This window comes from Nonomuraea roseola, assembly GCF_039535395.1.
Lineage (GTDB): Bacteria > Actinomycetota > Actinomycetes > Streptosporangiales > Streptosporangiaceae > Nonomuraea > Nonomuraea roseola.
This window is the reverse complement of the sequence record NZ_BAAAXC010000015.1, coordinates 371,439-385,119: the sequence shown is the minus strand read 5'-3', so window position 1 is coordinate 385,119 and position 13,681 is coordinate 371,439. Positions and strand designations below refer to the sequence as shown.

Below are 13,681 nucleotides of genomic sequence, written 5' to 3'. Positions count from 1 at the left end.
GGGGCGGCCTGGCCCGGGGAGTGATGTCGGCGATGCTCGTTGAAGCGGGTCTCGTACATAGTCAACACTGCGCCTGCCGATAATTCATCCGCCCAGGTCATGGCCTTGTAGGGCTTCGCCTAGGCTGAGCGAGCTCCAGCCATGAGGGAAAGGAAACGGTGCGGCATGATGATCAGCCGTGCTCCTTCGTCTGGCCTACCTGACCGTTACGAACGCCTTCGCCGCGCTGCGGCTGCTGCCGATGAGCGATCGGGACAAGGACATCGAGATACTTGCCCTGCGTCATCAGATCTAGCGGCGCCGTGCCCGTACCTGCCGGCCGAAGCGGCCTGGGTGCCCGCCTACCGTGCGATCCATCCGCACTCGCACCTTGCGCCCTGGTTCGCGAGAATCCGGCATGGGGATATCGGCGGGTGCACGGCGAGCTCGCCACCCTCGGCATCAAGGTCGCCCCGTCCACCGTGTCCCGCTCGGAAACACGGTTTCGGGCTATGGGCTGGGATTTTGCTGCGCGATCAGAACGGCGCCTGCCTGTTCGGTGCCAGACCTGGTAACGAGGTTCTGACCTGGACTTCTAGGCGCGGCTCTCGTGCTGTTTCGACTTCTGTATCTGCTGGTGGTCAGGGTGTTCGGCTTGGTGCTGCTCACACGGGGCAGCACTTCCAAAGAGGTGGAGATCTTGGTGTTGCGGCATGAGGTCGCGGTGCTGCGTCGGCAGGCCGCCCAGCCCCGGCCGAACTGGGCCGATCGGGCGCTGCTGGCCGCGCTGTTCGACCTGGCCACCCGTCTGGTGGAGGCCAAGATCCTGCTTCCCGGTGTCACCACCCTGGAGCGGCTGATCGCCGCGCTGCGCTGCTGCCCCGCCTCCTGGCCGGGCGCGCCCATGGCCCGCTCTTCCTGACCGACCGCAAGTCCACTCGCCCGGTCGCCTCCCTGGACCTGTGCCCGATCACCGGCCGTGCCCGCCTGTCCTACCGACGTGCCGCCGAGATCTTGTCTTGGGCGCGGGTGGAGACGCGGGCGTAGCCGATCCGGATCGCGTTGGCCGAGCTGTGCGCCGTAGTGGCGGTGACGGTGGGGGGTCACTCGCCCATCGTCCCTAAAACCGTCCCGAAACTTAAGAAGCGGGAAGGTGGTTTCGGGACGACTGTCGGTTTCCGGAGTCGTCTGCACGAATGCGCGAAGTGGTCTGCACGCCCGCAGTGTGCAGACCATCTGGTGATGTGCGGCGTAGGTGTGCTGGTGCGTGGGGTGGTCGCTCCCGTGTTGGCCTGGAACTCCCGTAGCTACGGCGAGCCACCACGCCATTGATCATCTAGAGGAATCGAGTGGTGAGCCGAGACAGACCAAGTACGCCGAAGGGGTTGGCGGCGCTGAGGTCTACGCCGGGGGTGTATGGGGAACCAGGCTGGATGACCGCGGCTACGTCGCCCGGCGGAGTGCCACTAATCGGGACGTATAGTATCCCGATATGCGGATCGGTGAAGGAGTCGAGTGGGGGCTGCACTGCTGCCTCACGCTGGCGTGGCTCGGTGAGCAGCCGGTGTCCACGGCGAAGTTCGCGACGCTGTTCGAGCTGCCGCCCGCGTATCTGAAGAAGCGGCTGCAGGTGCTGGTCAGGGCCGGGATCCTCGCCTCGGCGCCTGGGGCCAGGGGCGGGTTCCTGCTGGCCCGGCCGCCGGAGCGGATCACGTTGATGGATGTGGTGACGGCGCTGGAGGGGCCGGACGAGGCGTTCCGGTGCACCGAGATCCGGCAGCGCGGGGTGGAGTCCTCGCCGGAGTTCGCCTGGCCGTGCGGGGTGGCCACGGCCATGCGCAAGGCGGAGCTGGCCTGGCGGCGGGAGTTGGCAGGGCAGACGGTGGCCGACCTGGTGGCCACGGCTCCGGCCGGGGCGGCGGCCCGGATGCGGCAGCGGTACGCCCGCCTCGCCCCTTAGCGGGCCTCTCAAAGAGGGCCCCGCCCTTTGGTCGGCGCCGTCCTGCCGTACCTCTGAAAACTCGCGGCGCCCTCCTCCGGGTGCCGCATTCACGTAAGGAGAATGGGGATGTTGAATGTCCCGGTTAAGAGTTGGTCGAGTTTGGCGCTGGTGCTGGCGTTGGGCACGTTCGCGGTGGGGACCGACGCCTTCGTGGTGGCCGGGTTCCTGCCTGAGATGGCGGCGTCGTTGCATGTCTCCGAGGCGGCCGCCGGGCAGTCGGTGACCGTGTTCGCGGCGGCCTACGCCATCGGGTCGCCGGTGCTGGCCACGTTGACGGCCCGGCTGCCGCGACGATGGCTGCTCGTGGGGGCGCTGGTCGTGCTCGGGCTGGCGAACCTGGGATCGGCGCTGGCGCCCAGCCTGCCGGTCCTGATCGCGACCCGGGTGCTGGCCGCGCTGGGCGCCGCCGCCTACACGCCGAACGCGGGCGCGGTGGCCGCCTCCCTGGTCCGGCCGGAGTCGCGGGCGCGGGCGCTGGCCGTGGTGGTCGGCGGGCTGACGATCGCGACGGCGCTCGGGGTGCCACTGGGCAACGTGGCCGCCCAGTGGCTCGGCTGGCGCAGCGCGCTGGGGCTGGTCGCCGTGCTCAGCGTGGTGGTGGCCGCCGGGGTCTTCGCGATCATGCCTTGGCTGCCGGGTGGCCCGCGGGTCCCGTTGCGGACCCGGCTCGCGGTGCTGCGCCATCCGGCCGTGGTGCGCGTGCTGCCGCTGACCGTGCTGGGCATGGGGGCCGCATACACGGCCTACGCCTACAGCGTTCCTGCCTTGGAGGGCGTCGGGGTCTCGGCGATCGGGCTGATGCTCTTCCTGTACGGCGTCGGCGCCGTCACGGGTAACCTGCTGTCCGGCTACGCGACCGACCGGTGGGGCGCCCGCCGGGTCCTCACGATCGGCTACGCACTCATGGCGCTCACCATGGGCGTGCTGGCCTGGCTCGCGGCGTCGGGCGCGGTGATCCCTGTCGGGGTGGGCGCGCTCATGGTGGTGTGGGGGGCGAGCAGTTGGTGCCAGACCCCGCCTCAGCAGCACCGCCTCATCTCCGCCTCCCCGGGCGAGGCCGCGCTGCTGGTCTCCCTGAACTCCTCCGCGATCTACGCAGGAATCGGGCTGGGCACCGTCCTCGGCGGCCTGACCCTCACCTCGGGGGCTTCCTGGATGTACGGCACCGCCGCCCTCTTGGCCCTCGCCGCCCTTGCCTTCACCACCTCCCACCCCCGCTAAGTTAGCCACCCCGCCTCCGACACCCTCCGTCGACCAGCTCGGCCTGCCGCGTCCAGCGCAACGCCGCCAGCAGCGTGCACCGGGGTCGTTAGGCCTCCGAGGAGGATGAGTGCAGAAATTAGCCGTAGCGATGATCATGGTCAGCGCCGTCCTGGGAGAACACCCCGCTGCGGCGCCGGGCACGGAACGTGCGCTAACGTCCTCGGGCGCCTTACCCCTGCTGACCTCTTGGAACCGGCTTAGCGTGCGTTTCGGTTCCATTGCAGGTCCACCCCCGAATACGGCCTGGGTCGCGGGCACGCGATGGCCCTGGTGCACGTCATCCAGAAGGGCGCGAAGATCGACGCCAAGCACGTCGGAACCTCAGGCTCACACCGCGACGAGTCCGACACGCTCTGGCTCGATGGAAAGCACAACCGGCCGCCCACATGAGCGTCCGTGGACGGGCGCTGCGGGAAGCGGTGCGGACGGGGCGCCTTGCGACCGGGCCCTCCACTCGCCGGGTAGCCCCGGTGCATTGCTGCACCGAGGCCCCTCAGAGTGAAGTCGACGCTGGCGAGGTGCCCCTGGACAGGGCCCTTCTCCATCGGTCTCTTCCCGAACGATGCGTGACAGTTTCCCGTCACACCGCTCTCTAGTGACCTTCGTTGGGCGTGGTTGGGCCGTCCGGCTTCACCGCGCTTACCGATGATCTTCAGGCCGGACGGGTGGGACACCCCAGACGATGTCCCATCCGGGCGAGCTTCTCCATGAAGGCCGCACGTGTACTGTCGGCGAAACCGACGAACATGCGGTTGGCGAGCGGCACGCCCCAGCGCGCCCACCGCGCCACGTTGAAGACGCGATGCACGAGCAGCGTCCCCTCGGGATGCGGTTCGACGCTCCACTCGCCCCGGTACCACCAGCCGCCCTGCAAGGAGATGGTGTGACCGGCCACCTCCACCGTGGAGGTGTGGCCGGGGACGTCTTCGATGGTGAAGCGGCCGGAGCACCTGCTACCGGGCAGCAATTCGTCGGTCACGGCGACCCAGGCCTTGGCGACCGGCGCCTCGATGACCCCGGCCACCTCGGCGAGCAGCTTCTTCTTCGTCACGACGTCACCCTGGTGTTCTGGAAGGAGGCGAAGCGCCAGCCTTCGGGGGTGCGTACGGCGGTGAAGGTGACGATCGAGTCGCGTCGGCGGCCGTCCACGGCGGTGCCGCCCTGGGAGATCACCAGCGCGGCGCCGTCGGCCAGCGGCTTGACCTGGACGTCGCTGTCGGGGGCGGACATGGTGGAGCTCCTGAGCGGCCCCTCGAACAGCCATCGGTGCGAGGATTCGATGGCCTGTCGCCCACGGGTGTGCGTGCCGTCGAAGGAGATGTAGTCGGCGTCTTCGGTGAACCGCGCGGCGTAGGCAGTGGCGTCACCTGCGTTCCACGCCTCGGCGAGGCAGGTGAGCATGGTGATGATCTCCGCGTTGGCGGACATGGCGCAACTCCTTGTGGTCGCGGCGCCTATCCTGAGGTTGCGACTCCAGGCAGGGCAGGCGCCTTGTTCGGATGTCCGGCTGTCAGGGTGTTGGCGCACCCTGACAGCCGCTTCTCATGATTCGTCGAGCACGTTTTCCAGCTGGTCGCGGTTGAAGGTGCCCGACCAGTCGAGTTCGCCCGACTCCAGGCGGGCGATGAGCTGCCGGATCCAGGCCAGCTCGGTCTCGGTCAAGGCCCGCTCGTAGTCGAGCTCGATCGTCAGGACGTCGGGCAGGCCACTGTCGCGCAGGGCTTTCAGGTGTCCGTTCAGCCCGGCGACGTTCCCTTCGAGTGCCGCCTCCCTGGTGCGCAGGGACTGCAACGCGTCGGGCATCGGGAGGACGCCGATGAGCGAGACGGCCGCGGTGAAGACGCGGCGCTCGCCGCCCGGGTTCTCCAGAAGCGCCCGGAGCCTGGTCGCCAGTTCGTGGCGGCCCTCGTCAGTGATCTCATAGATCGTGCGTTCGGGCCGGCGGCCTTCCCGGCTGGTCTCGACGGGGACGATCAGCTCCTCGCCGGCCAGCTTGTCGACCGCGTGGTAGAGGCTTCTCGGCAGCCCCGTCACGTAGTCCTTGTGCGTGTGGACGATGAAGCGGTGCAGCTCGTACGGGTGGCCGGGACGTACCGACAGCATGGCCAGCACGGTCAGGCCGACCAGGTCGGGACGTCGTGCCATGACTCTCCTTTCTTAGTGCAGTTTGCACTATAGCTTAAGAATATTGCTATAGTGCAAACTGCCATATTGAAGGAGGCGCTAGCATGAAGATCATGGTCATCGGACCGACCGGCCGGACCGGAAAGCACGTCCTGACGCAAGGCGTCAAGCGAGGACACGAGATCACCGCCTTCGCCCGCCGGCCGGAACTGCTCGCCGGCCGCGCCGGGCTGGCAGGCGTGCACCAGGGCGACGCGCACGACCTCGAGGCCGTACGCCGGGTCGTACAGGGGCAGGACGCCGTCATCGCCGCAGTCGGCGGCAGCCGGATCGCCGCCACCCTTATCACCGCCATGCACGAGCACGGCGTACGGCGGGTGGTGATGACCAGCAGCCGCTCCGTGCCCGCCACCCGGCCCCGCCTCGCGGTCTCCCTGGCGTGGCTGCTCTTCCGCGAGGCGTACGTGGACCTCGCGCGCGCCGAGGGCATGCTGCAGGTCAGCGGGCTCGACTGGAGCATCGCCCGCGCCACGATGCTCAACGACAAGCCGCCCGCCGGGCGCGTGCACATCGACTTCGAGGCCAACGCCACGGGCGGCGCGATGCAGCTCTCGCGCGCCGACTACGCAATGGCGCTGCTCGACACCGTCGAGGATCCCGCCTTGATCGGCAAGGCCCTCGGCATCTGCGGCCCCCGATAGCATCGCTCATAGGCCCTCCACCCGGGTCGGTGTCACCAGGGGCAAAGTAGCTCTTTGTAGCCGGAAACTCTCGGACGGTTTGACATAAGAGTCCTTAGCAGGCGTCGGTGTCGGGCGTCGGACTCATCCCCGAGTGCCCGAACCGAAACACAGGAACGGTGCGATCAATCGTCACCGCGGTCACCTGCAGAAACGCTCCACTTTGCGGCTGGTGACACGGACCCGAGCGGAGGGCCTTCCAGCGCGACCGCAGGTGGTGGTCGAGTACGTGGCTGAGCAGATGGGGATCGTCGACGTCGAAAGAAGTCTCCACGGTGAGGCGGCGCACCCCGCCGGCGCTCGAGCCAGGCTGTCGTTCCACGCGGACCGGTATCCGGTAGGTCCCACCGCTGGGTGCGGTGTTGCGGGCGTCCAGCTTGGGGGAGAAGCGGATAACGGAGACCGGCAGCGGCAGCGGGTTGTCACCCTCGGCGTGCTCGGAGCGGAACCTCCAGGCAGTGGAAGTGCGGGTCGACAGGGTGGCGGGGGCGTCCCGTTCGGCCTCCACGACCAGCCGGTAGTCCGCGGCGCCGGGCGGGACGGGGAAACCCTTCCCCCCGAGCGTGGGCTGTTCGGCGACCAGGTCGCCGTCGCGGTAGAGCGCGGTGCGCGCCCGGGTGATTGCCGCCCGGCCGACGTGCCCAGGGCGGTGAGGAGCTGAGCCGCTGGTGAGCAGCCATAGTCGAGCTGGCCGCGGGCAGCGTTCCGGCGGACGCCGAGGCGATCTCGCAAGCCGCCTTGGCACGCGGGGACACTGTGAGCCTGTGCATCGAGCTGTCCTGAGCCACGCGCGCACCGCAGGTGCTTCACACGGGCGGGCCCGCCTTGACGCGCCGCACCAGTCGTTCCATCGACCCCCGGTAGCTGTGGAGGTGTTCCAGCCACCACGTGGCGCCCGCGTCGGCGTAGGCCCGGACCGACGAGCCTGGCTCGCTCACCCCGATGACCGCCACGTCGAGGTCGCCCGCGTTTGCCCGGTGCCGGCGCAGCTCACTGACCTGGGCGGCCAGGGAGTCGGGTGAAAGCGTCATGCGGCCCTCCCGGTCGTCGCCGACGACGATCCAGCCGTCCCAGCGGGCGGCACGCCGAAGGGCACCCGGAGCCGTGCCGCCGACCCACACCGGCACCCGGGGCCGCTGGAGGGGCAGCGGCGCGAGCCGCACCCCGTCGACGGTGTAATGAGCGCCCCGGTGGTGCACCTCCTCGCCGGACCAGAGCGAGACCATCACGTCGAGTGCCTCGTCGAGCACGACCCCGCCAGGACGCATTGAGCCGAAGGCGGTGAACTCCTGCCTCACGCCACCCAGCCCTGCGCCCAGGATCGCGCGACCGCCGCTCAGCCTGTCGAGCGTCGCCACCGTCTGGGCCAGACTTTCCGGGCGGTGCCGGGCCACGGCCGTCACCGCCGTGCCCAGCCTGATGTGCGAGGTCGCCTGCGCCGCCGCGGCCAGCGTCACCCATGGGTCGGCCGATGGCATGCCCCAGGTGAAGGCCAAGTGGTCCCACACCAGTACGGCGTCCCACCCGGCGGCCTCGGCCTCCCGGGCGAGGGTGACCAGGTGTGCCGGCTCCACGAGGTCACCGAGAATCGCGACGTCGATGCCGTAACGCATGCCCCCACCCAAGCACCCGGCACCGACAGTTCTGGGTGCCGCGCTCGCGCAGCGCGGCACCGACGAGCGGGTGAGCGCCGCCCAAGAGGGGGTCCCGATAGTATCGGCGAAATTTTGCCGGCGTTCGAAAGCTCGCGGACGGCGATCGAATACCCCGACATCGCCCGAAGCCTATTGACGCGTCCTCTTGAGGCCCGTCGTTGACTGGAGACACTCACAAACCGCTGACGCGCGGTGCACTTGCATGGCCTATCGCAGACGGACCGTCACCAGCGACGCGGCCGTCGAGGGCGGTTGGAACTTGGATGAAACAGTGCACCACGCGCGAGATGTCGCGGCTGGTCCAGGTTCTCTTCTAGATCATGCGTGAGCGCGGAGACCCTGGACAGCAGCCATGATCCCTTTCTTGTCGTAGCTGCTGGTGGGCATGGTGGCGCCGTGAGCATGGCGGATGATGCCCTGGGAATCGATGAGGATGTCGCCTGACTGCTGCATCGAGCCGAAAACCTTTCTGCTCAGGCCGATCATCTCGTGCGGGGTGCCGCGGCGCCCTGTGAGGACGGGGAACGGGACCTGGCGCTTGGCCTTCCACGCGGCCGCTTCCTGGCGGTCCTCAGGAACTGCGACAAATACCTGGACGTTGTCAGCCGCGAGCTCCTCGCGGCACCGGATGAGATCTTGGACGTGCCTGTTGCAGATCGGGCACGACGTCGACCGCATGAAATAGATCAGCACGGCATGACTGCCCCGGTAGTCGGACAGGTGGACGGTCCGGCCGTCGGTGTCCTCCAGCACTACGTCGGGCGCGGGCGATCCGGTTGTGAGCATGGTGGAACTCCTCTTCGAACTCGGGTTGTGGAAATGCGGTCGGCTCAGGTCAGGCGCTGGTGGTTCCGGGGTCCTGCGGACGCCGGTTGGGCTGGTCATGCCGCCCGAGCTGTGCCGGAGCCTGTTGCGGGTCCGTGTAGCTGGGATCCGTCGCGGCGTTGTTCAAGTTGTTCAAGCCGAGTGCCTCCGCGGTCCTTCGGCCCGGGTAGCCCAGGCGAGAATGAGCACCACAGATCACCGCTGTGATCGACTCGCGACCACCAGCCTGCGCGGCCTCAACGAGCTGCGCGCTCGCCCACGAGCCGTCAGCCACGTCCACGCCCTTGCGGTCGGAACGAGATCGTGAAAAGTACCCGCTGGACAGCCGACATCACAACGTCATCCATACTCATCTCCTTCCGGTGTGGCCATCACCACATAAGAGGCCACCACACCGCGAAAGGATTCACCGCTATCCGAGCCAACCTCGCCGGGCGCACACCGAGCAGTACTCCGGAGGAGGAGGGGGCTTCCACCTGAGGACTGGACACGGCTCATGTGGCGGGTGCCAGCGTGCTGTTGTTGGTTGAAGGATCGCTTCGTAGGCCTGTGGCGTGCGGTGCCCGAGCGTGGAGTGGCGGCGTCGGGTGTTGTAGCGGCTGACCCAGCGGAACACCTCCAGGCGGGCGTGGCGGGCGGTCGGCCAGTTGGTCCTGCCTCGGAGTGTCTCGCGCTTCAACGCGGCATTGAGAGACTCGGCCGTGTGGGTGCCAGAAACTCGGCCCGGCTGATCTGCGGCTCGACGCTCGCTCGTTCACTGTGCATGATCGTTGCTCATGGCGCTGCAACTGCTCTAACTGATCTTCCTCAGACTCGGGGGCTGGCTGGCGCTGCTGGTCCGTTCCGAGACGTCGAAGGACGTCGAGATCCTGATGCTGCGCCAACAACTCGCGGTGCTGCGTCGTCAGGGTGGTCCGACCGCGACTGTCGTGGGCGGACCGGGCGATGATCACCGCGCTTGCGCGGCTACTGCCCACAGCCGGTCGGCTGCGGTTGTTCGTGACGCCGGGCACGCTGCTGCGCTGGCACGCTGACTTGGTACGGCGCCGCTGGACGTTCAAACGCCGCAGGCAGGGCCGTCCTCCCACACGGGCCTCGTACGATCACTGGTCCTCCGGATGGCCCGGGAGAACCCGCTGTGGGGATATCGCCGTATCGCCGGCGAACTCGCCGGTCTGGGATACCGCGTTGGTGCCTCCACCGTGTGGCTCATCCTGAAGAAGGCCGGCCTCGACCCAGCGCCGCGACGCACGGGGCCGACCTGGAGTGAGTTTCTGCGTGCTCAAGCCCCCGGGATCCTGGCGTGCGACTTCCTCCACTGCGACACGGTGCTGCTCAAACGCCTGTACTGCCTGGTCGTCATGGAGATCTCCACTCGGAGAGTGCACCTGCTCGGCGTCACTGATCACCCCACTGGGCAGTGGATCGCTCAGCGGGCCAGGAAGCTGGTGATCGAGCTGGGGGATCGGGCCGAGCAGTTCAGGTTCCTCATCCGTGATCGGGATGCGAAGTTCACCGCCGTGTTCGATGAGGTGTTCATCGGCGCGGGCGTTCGGGTCGTGAAAACGCCGCCTGGGGCTCCGCGGGCGAACGCTTACGTCGAGCGATGGATCGGCGGCCTGCGCCGGGAGGTTCTCGACCGGATGCTGATGTCAACGCTCGCCATCTGCGCCGGGTGCTGCCCGCGTACGAGGCTCATTTCAACCAGTACTGTCCGCACCGGCCCCTGGGGCAGGCTGCTCCTTTGCGAGCCTTGTCCGCCTCGGTCGGAGCCGATATCGAGGTCAACCGCCGCGATCGTCTCGATGGGCTGATCCACGAGTATGCGCAGGTCGCGTAGGGGGCCGAGTTCCTGGCACCCACAGGTCGATCTCAGGGCTCGAATGCAGTCGTGAATCAGACAAGACAGAAAAGCGGATCATGTAGAGTCCAGCCACGATTGTTCACGATTGTCCCGACTTCCCCCGGAGATCTCGCGTGAAGACGTTTCTGGCCGGTACCGCGCTGAGCACCGTCCTGGTCTCAGCCTTCGTCGCCCTCCAGCCAGGCAGCGCGCAGGCCACCCCCGCGATCAGTACCCAGCTCCGGGCGAGCAGCGCCGTCGCGCAAGCGACCTTGCCCGCCGGGTCAACGTCACCTGTCCGGGCCAAGCTCGCTATCAAGGGGGTCTTCCAGGCCACGGACTACTGGTGCGTCCCGGCGGCGGCTGAGATCGCTCTGCGCACGCTCGGTATCAAGGTCGGCCAGGCCACCTTGGCCAAGAAGATGGGCACCACCAAGGACGGCACGTCCGCCGAAGACATGCTGCGGGTGCTGAACGCATATTCCAAGAAGACCAGATACACCTATGCGCCCGCATGGGACGTGTACAACGCCAAGCGTCTCGGCGAGCGGATCGCCTACAGCGTCGGCGTCCTGCGCAAGACCGTTCCGATCCAGCTCTTCATCGACCGGCTTCCCTGGTACAGGGGCGTCGACTTCGGCGCGACAGACGTCGGTCACTTCGTCGTCGCCTACGGCTATGACAAGGAAAGGAAGACCATCCTCGTCTGGGATCCCAACCCCTTCGCAGGTGGAGGCGGCAAGTACGTCATCACCATGGCACAGCTCGCCAAGGCCACCGAGTCGACTGAAAGAAACGAGTACGGTCACCGTTACTGGGGCATGCTCCAGCCCGTCAAGAAGTGAGATCGCGGCATATCTGTTCCCGATCTCACACCTAGCCTCGCGTGAGCGGACCCGGGCCCCGGGGGTGGGTGCAAGTCCTAGAGGTCGTCGCAACGCCCCAGCCCAGGGGATGCGATGGCTCACACGCTTGGCTTCGGCAGCCATTTCTCACATGATCGGCCGCCTGAACGCCAGGTTGAACCGGTGTTCGCGACATGACGCCACAAGCCCCAGGTCCAGGTGGGTGTCCATGTTGATCTGGATCGTGCCTACAGGCTGGCGTGTGCCCAGAAGAGCGGACTGAACGCGCGCCGGTCAGCCTCGGGGTGGGTGGGGGCCGAGTTGGCCACGGCCTCGGCATCGAGCACACGTCCTTCTCGGTCAGCATGAAGACGAAAACGCAGGGCGTAGTCGCTGTCGGTGTCATCGGAGCCGTCCCGCAGATCGTCGGCCAGACGACTTGTCATCGGCACTTACCTCACTTTCTGTAACAGCCCTACACCGACGTATCAGACGAGAGTTGGCGCGTCAGGTTCGGGAGGACGGGGTGCGCGATCTCGCGCCACAGCGTGCCGTCGTCGAAGATCACGCTACCGCCAGGTCGCACATGTCTGGGCAGGTGCGCGAAACACAGCTCCCGCCCGGCTGCCGGAGAGTAACCGGCGGTGGTGACAAGCGAGCGGCATCGTTCCGCTTTCTCAACCGCGATCGGGACACCAAGTTCACCGCCGTGTTCGATCACATTTTCGCCGCCGTGGGTATCGCGGTGCTGAAGACGCCGCCGCGCACACCTCGGGCGAACTGCTATGCCGAGCGGTGGATCCGTACGGTGCGAGCCGAGTGCACCGACCGCCTGCTGATCTATGGCGAACGACACCTGCGCGCGGTCCTGGGCGAGTACATCGATCATTACAACGGGCATCGGCCTCACCAAGCGCGCGGGCAACAACCACCCGATCAAGACGAGCAGGTGGTTATGTCGATGAAAGGCCGGATCGAACGCCGGAAGGTACTCGGAGGAGCGATTAACGAGTATCGCCGAGCCGCATAACCCGGGCGAAGGAACCCCAGATCAGACTCTGCGCGCGAGTTTTGACGCACTACAGGGAGGCGTGGAAGGGCACCGGTTTGGTTCATCCAGTCCGACGGGGATCGGCTGCACCCGCAACACGTGTCCGACCAGTTCCTGTGGCTGGCCTATCTGGCGGGACTGCCGCCGATCCGGCTTCATGATCTACGGCATGGCGCGGCCTCGTTGATGCTGGCCGCGGGCGTGGAGATCAAGGTGGTCCAGGAGACGCTGGGGCACACGTCCAGTGCTTTCACCGCTGACACCTACACCTCGGTCTTTCCGCAGGTGGCGATCGCGGCGGCGGAGAAGACCCGGCGCTGTTGCTGGGAGACGACGATCAGGAGGAGAGGGGCGCGCTGAGGCATCTCCGTGCATAACCGGAGTGGACGAGCGGCCTCGTCTCGCCGGATTCAAGGCGGAACGGGGCTGTTCGTCTTGACGATGCGCCGCGTCCTTAGTCGTAGCCGGCCGGAGGCGTCTGGGTGCGCGATGTGTTCCGTTACGATGCGACTCAGGTGCTGAGTGTTTCCCTTCGAGGGCGTCAGCCACTATCTGAGAGCGAGACGCGACATGAGTAGTGCTCGCAAGAACGACGATCAACACGCCACGGGGCCCGGCCAGAGGAACGAGGCCGATGAACGGGCCGAGCATGCGGCCAACGCGCAGTGGCTCAAGGACAACCCGGCCGCGATGCCGCAGGTGAGCGCGGGCCGATGGGCCGTGTACGACCGCGCCGGTCATCTGTGCGGTCACCTCGTCGGCAACGGCCCGACCCGCGATACTCGTTTCAAGGCGATCGTCGCCGCCAGCGAGGGGATGCCGGCCGATGGTGTGCCGGACGGCTACGGCATCACCCTGCACGATGCGGGGGCGCACCTCCTCGACGCCGTCATGCGCGGCGAGAGCCTCTAGCGTGGTGGACGCATGCCCTCGATGAGGGTGGTGACCGGCGCACGGGCGAATCCGACGCGGGTGTCGCTCGCCCCGTAGGGCAGCCATACGGCATCGGCGTGTAGCAGGGCTTCACAGGAGTACACGACACGGGGACGTAGCCTTCGCGTTCGGTGCCGCTGGCGGTGAGGAGCGTGCCGGGGAGTTCGGCGATGACGCGGTACGGCTGGTGGGAGTAGAGCAGCAGGGCGCCCATGGCGTAGTCGCGCGTGGGGCCGACGCCATGGGTCAGGACAAGCCAGCCGAATCCGGTCTCGATGGGTGATCCTGTGGGTGCCGAGAACTGCGTCACCTGCTCTGACCTGGCATGCGTCCCTCGGACAGCGGCGGTATGCGAGGTGCTGTCAATTCCCGTCCGGCATGCTTGATCGTCGTGGCCTTCCGTCCGATCTATCTGATCTTC

The 13,681-nt window shown here is 67.4% G+C and carries 16 protein-coding genes and 2 pseudogenes; 10 read left to right on the top strand and 8 right to left on the bottom strand.

Translation table 11 applies throughout. The features are described 5' to 3' along the window. The first annotated feature begins 589 nt into the window (after positions 1–589). The 4 genes and pseudogenes from ABFX55_RS24860 to ABFX55_RS24845 all read left to right on the top strand — a co-directional run. Positions 590–901 carry a hypothetical protein gene (locus ABFX55_RS24860; protein ID WP_346124756.1) on the top strand — a complete coding sequence of 104 codons (312 nt, stop codon included), beginning with the start codon at positions 590–592 and terminating at the stop codon, positions 899–901. Positions 902–1,471: 570 nt separating this feature from the next. Further along, positions 1,472–1,939 carry an RrF2 family transcriptional regulator gene (locus ABFX55_RS24855; protein WP_346124754.1) on the top strand — a complete coding sequence of 156 codons (468 nt, stop codon included), beginning with the start codon at positions 1,472–1,474 and terminating at the stop codon, positions 1,937–1,939. Between the two features lie 108 nt (positions 1,940–2,047). Then, on the top strand, positions 2,048–3,202 hold the full coding sequence (locus ABFX55_RS24850; RefSeq protein WP_346124752.1) for an MFS transporter: 1,155 nt from the start codon (positions 2,048–2,050) through the stop codon (positions 3,200–3,202). 276 nt (positions 3,203–3,478) lie between these two features. Beyond that, positions 3,479–3,634 (top strand): annotated as a pseudogene (locus tag ABFX55_RS24845) (DUF4287 domain-containing protein); the annotation flags it as partial. A gap of 262 nt (positions 3,635–3,896) precedes the next feature. Here the strand turns inward: ABFX55_RS24845 and ABFX55_RS24840 are convergent. The 3 genes from ABFX55_RS24840 to ABFX55_RS24830 all read right to left on the bottom strand — a co-directional run bounded on the left by ABFX55_RS24840 (position 3,897) and on the right by ABFX55_RS24830 (position 5,389). After that, entirely contained in the window at positions 3,897–4,295 is a 399-nt protein-coding gene (locus ABFX55_RS24840) for a hypothetical protein (RefSeq protein ID WP_346124750.1), read from the bottom strand. Beyond that, a complete protein-coding gene (locus tag ABFX55_RS24835) occupies positions 4,292–4,672 on the bottom strand; it encodes an SgcJ/EcaC family oxidoreductase (protein ID WP_346124748.1) in 381 nt (126 codons plus the stop codon). Before ABFX55_RS24835 ends, ABFX55_RS24840 begins: the two co-directional genes overlap by 4 nt. 114 nt (positions 4,673–4,786) lie before the next feature. Continuing rightward, entirely contained in the window at positions 4,787–5,389 is a 603-nt protein-coding gene (locus tag ABFX55_RS24830) for a PadR family transcriptional regulator (protein WP_346124746.1), read from the bottom strand. Between the two features lie 83 nt (positions 5,390–5,472). Here ABFX55_RS24830 and ABFX55_RS24825 point away from each other — a divergent pair, with 83 nt between their 5' ends. Continuing rightward, complete coding sequence (locus ABFX55_RS24825; RefSeq protein ID WP_346124744.1) at positions 5,473–6,069, top strand: NAD(P)-dependent oxidoreductase; 597 nt, start codon at positions 5,473–5,475, stop codon at positions 6,067–6,069. A 94-nt stretch (positions 6,070–6,163) separates the two neighbouring features. On the opposite strand, the gene ABFX55_RS24820 is transcribed toward ABFX55_RS24825, so the two are convergent. The 4 genes and pseudogenes from ABFX55_RS24820 to ABFX55_RS24805 form a co-directional block, all read right to left on the bottom strand. Further along, a complete protein-coding gene (locus ABFX55_RS24820) occupies positions 6,164–6,616 on the bottom strand; it encodes a hypothetical protein (protein WP_346124742.1) in 453 nt (150 codons plus the stop codon). Between the two features lie 298 nt (positions 6,617–6,914). After that, positions 6,915–7,721 (bottom strand): LLM class flavin-dependent oxidoreductase, encoded by an 807-nt coding sequence (locus ABFX55_RS24815; protein WP_346124740.1) that lies wholly within the window; start codon positions 7,719–7,721, stop codon positions 6,915–6,917. A 360-nt stretch (positions 7,722–8,081) separates the two neighbouring features. Continuing rightward, the gene (locus ABFX55_RS24810) at positions 8,082–8,549 is read right to left on the bottom strand and encodes a peroxiredoxin family protein (protein WP_346124739.1); all 468 of its coding nucleotides are present in this window, start codon (positions 8,547–8,549) and stop codon (positions 8,082–8,084) included. Between the two features lie 451 nt (positions 8,550–9,000). Further along, a pseudogene (locus ABFX55_RS24805) lies at positions 9,001–9,309 on the bottom strand (integrase core domain-containing protein); the annotation flags it as partial. A gap of 397 nt (positions 9,310–9,706) precedes the next feature. Between ABFX55_RS24805 and ABFX55_RS24800 the strand changes: the two are divergent. Together ABFX55_RS24800 and ABFX55_RS24795 are read left to right on the top strand one after the other, a co-directional pair. After that, complete coding sequence (locus tag ABFX55_RS24800) at positions 9,707–10,402, top strand: hypothetical protein (RefSeq protein WP_346124737.1); 696 nt, start codon at positions 9,707–9,709, stop codon at positions 10,400–10,402. A 163-nt stretch (positions 10,403–10,565) separates the two neighbouring features. Then, entirely contained in the window at positions 10,566–11,276 is a 711-nt protein-coding gene (locus tag ABFX55_RS24795; protein ID WP_346124735.1) for a C39 family peptidase, read from the top strand. Between the two features lie 248 nt (positions 11,277–11,524). Here ABFX55_RS24795 and ABFX55_RS24790 read toward each other — a convergent pair whose 3' ends face one another. Continuing rightward, on the bottom strand, positions 11,525–11,722 hold the full coding sequence (locus ABFX55_RS24790; RefSeq protein ID WP_346124733.1) for a hypothetical protein: 198 nt from the start codon (positions 11,720–11,722) through the stop codon (positions 11,525–11,527). An 80-nt stretch (positions 11,723–11,802) separates the two neighbouring features. Between ABFX55_RS24790 and ABFX55_RS24785 the strand changes: the two genes are divergently transcribed. The 3 genes from ABFX55_RS24785 (at position 11,803) to ABFX55_RS24775 (ending at position 13,239) form a co-directional block, all read left to right on the top strand. Next, positions 11,803–12,306, top strand: coding sequence for an integrase core domain-containing protein (locus ABFX55_RS24785; RefSeq protein WP_346124732.1), 504 nt, complete (start codon positions 11,803–11,805; stop codon positions 12,304–12,306). An 84-nt stretch (positions 12,307–12,390) separates the two neighbouring features. Continuing rightward, complete coding sequence (locus tag ABFX55_RS24780) at positions 12,391–12,687, top strand: tyrosine-type recombinase/integrase (protein ID WP_487047408.1); 297 nt, start codon at positions 12,391–12,393, stop codon at positions 12,685–12,687. A 210-nt stretch (positions 12,688–12,897) separates the two neighbouring features. Continuing rightward, positions 12,898–13,239, top strand: coding sequence for a hypothetical protein (locus ABFX55_RS24775; RefSeq protein ID WP_346124728.1), 342 nt, complete (start codon positions 12,898–12,900; stop codon positions 13,237–13,239). Positions 13,240–13,681: the final 442 nt, after the last annotated feature.

Bases quoted from the DNA above. Each gene is read 5' to 3' on its own strand.
- ABFX55_RS24825 (WP_346124744.1), top strand. From the start codon at position 5,473: ATGAAGATCATGGTCATCGGACCGACCGGCCGGACCGGAAAGCACGTC.
- ABFX55_RS24775 (WP_346124728.1), top strand. From the start codon at position 12,898: ATGAGTAGTGCTCGCAAGAACGACGATCAACACGCCACGGGGCCCGGC.
- ABFX55_RS24790 (WP_346124733.1), bottom strand. From the start codon at position 11,722: ATGACAAGTCGTCTGGCCGACGATCTGCGGGACGGCTCCGATGACACC.
- ABFX55_RS24835 (WP_346124748.1), bottom strand. From the start codon at position 4,672: ATGTCCGCCAACGCGGAGATCATCACCATGCTCACCTGCCTCGCCGAG.
- ABFX55_RS24855 (WP_346124754.1), top strand. From the start codon at position 1,472: ATGCGGATCGGTGAAGGAGTCGAGTGGGGGCTGCACTGCTGCCTCACG.
- ABFX55_RS24810 (WP_346124739.1), bottom strand. From the start codon at position 8,549: ATGCTCACAACCGGATCGCCCGCGCCCGACGTAGTGCTGGAGGACACC.
- ABFX55_RS24830 (WP_346124746.1), bottom strand. From the start codon at position 5,389: ATGGCACGACGTCCCGACCTGGTCGGCCTGACCGTGCTGGCCATGCTG.
- ABFX55_RS24850 (WP_346124752.1), top strand. From the start codon at position 2,048: ATGTTGAATGTCCCGGTTAAGAGTTGGTCGAGTTTGGCGCTGGTGCTG.
- ABFX55_RS24800 (WP_346124737.1), top strand. From the start codon at position 9,707: ATGGCCCGGGAGAACCCGCTGTGGGGATATCGCCGTATCGCCGGCGAA.
- ABFX55_RS24815 (WP_346124740.1), bottom strand. From the start codon at position 7,721: ATGCGTTACGGCATCGACGTCGCGATTCTCGGTGACCTCGTGGAGCCG.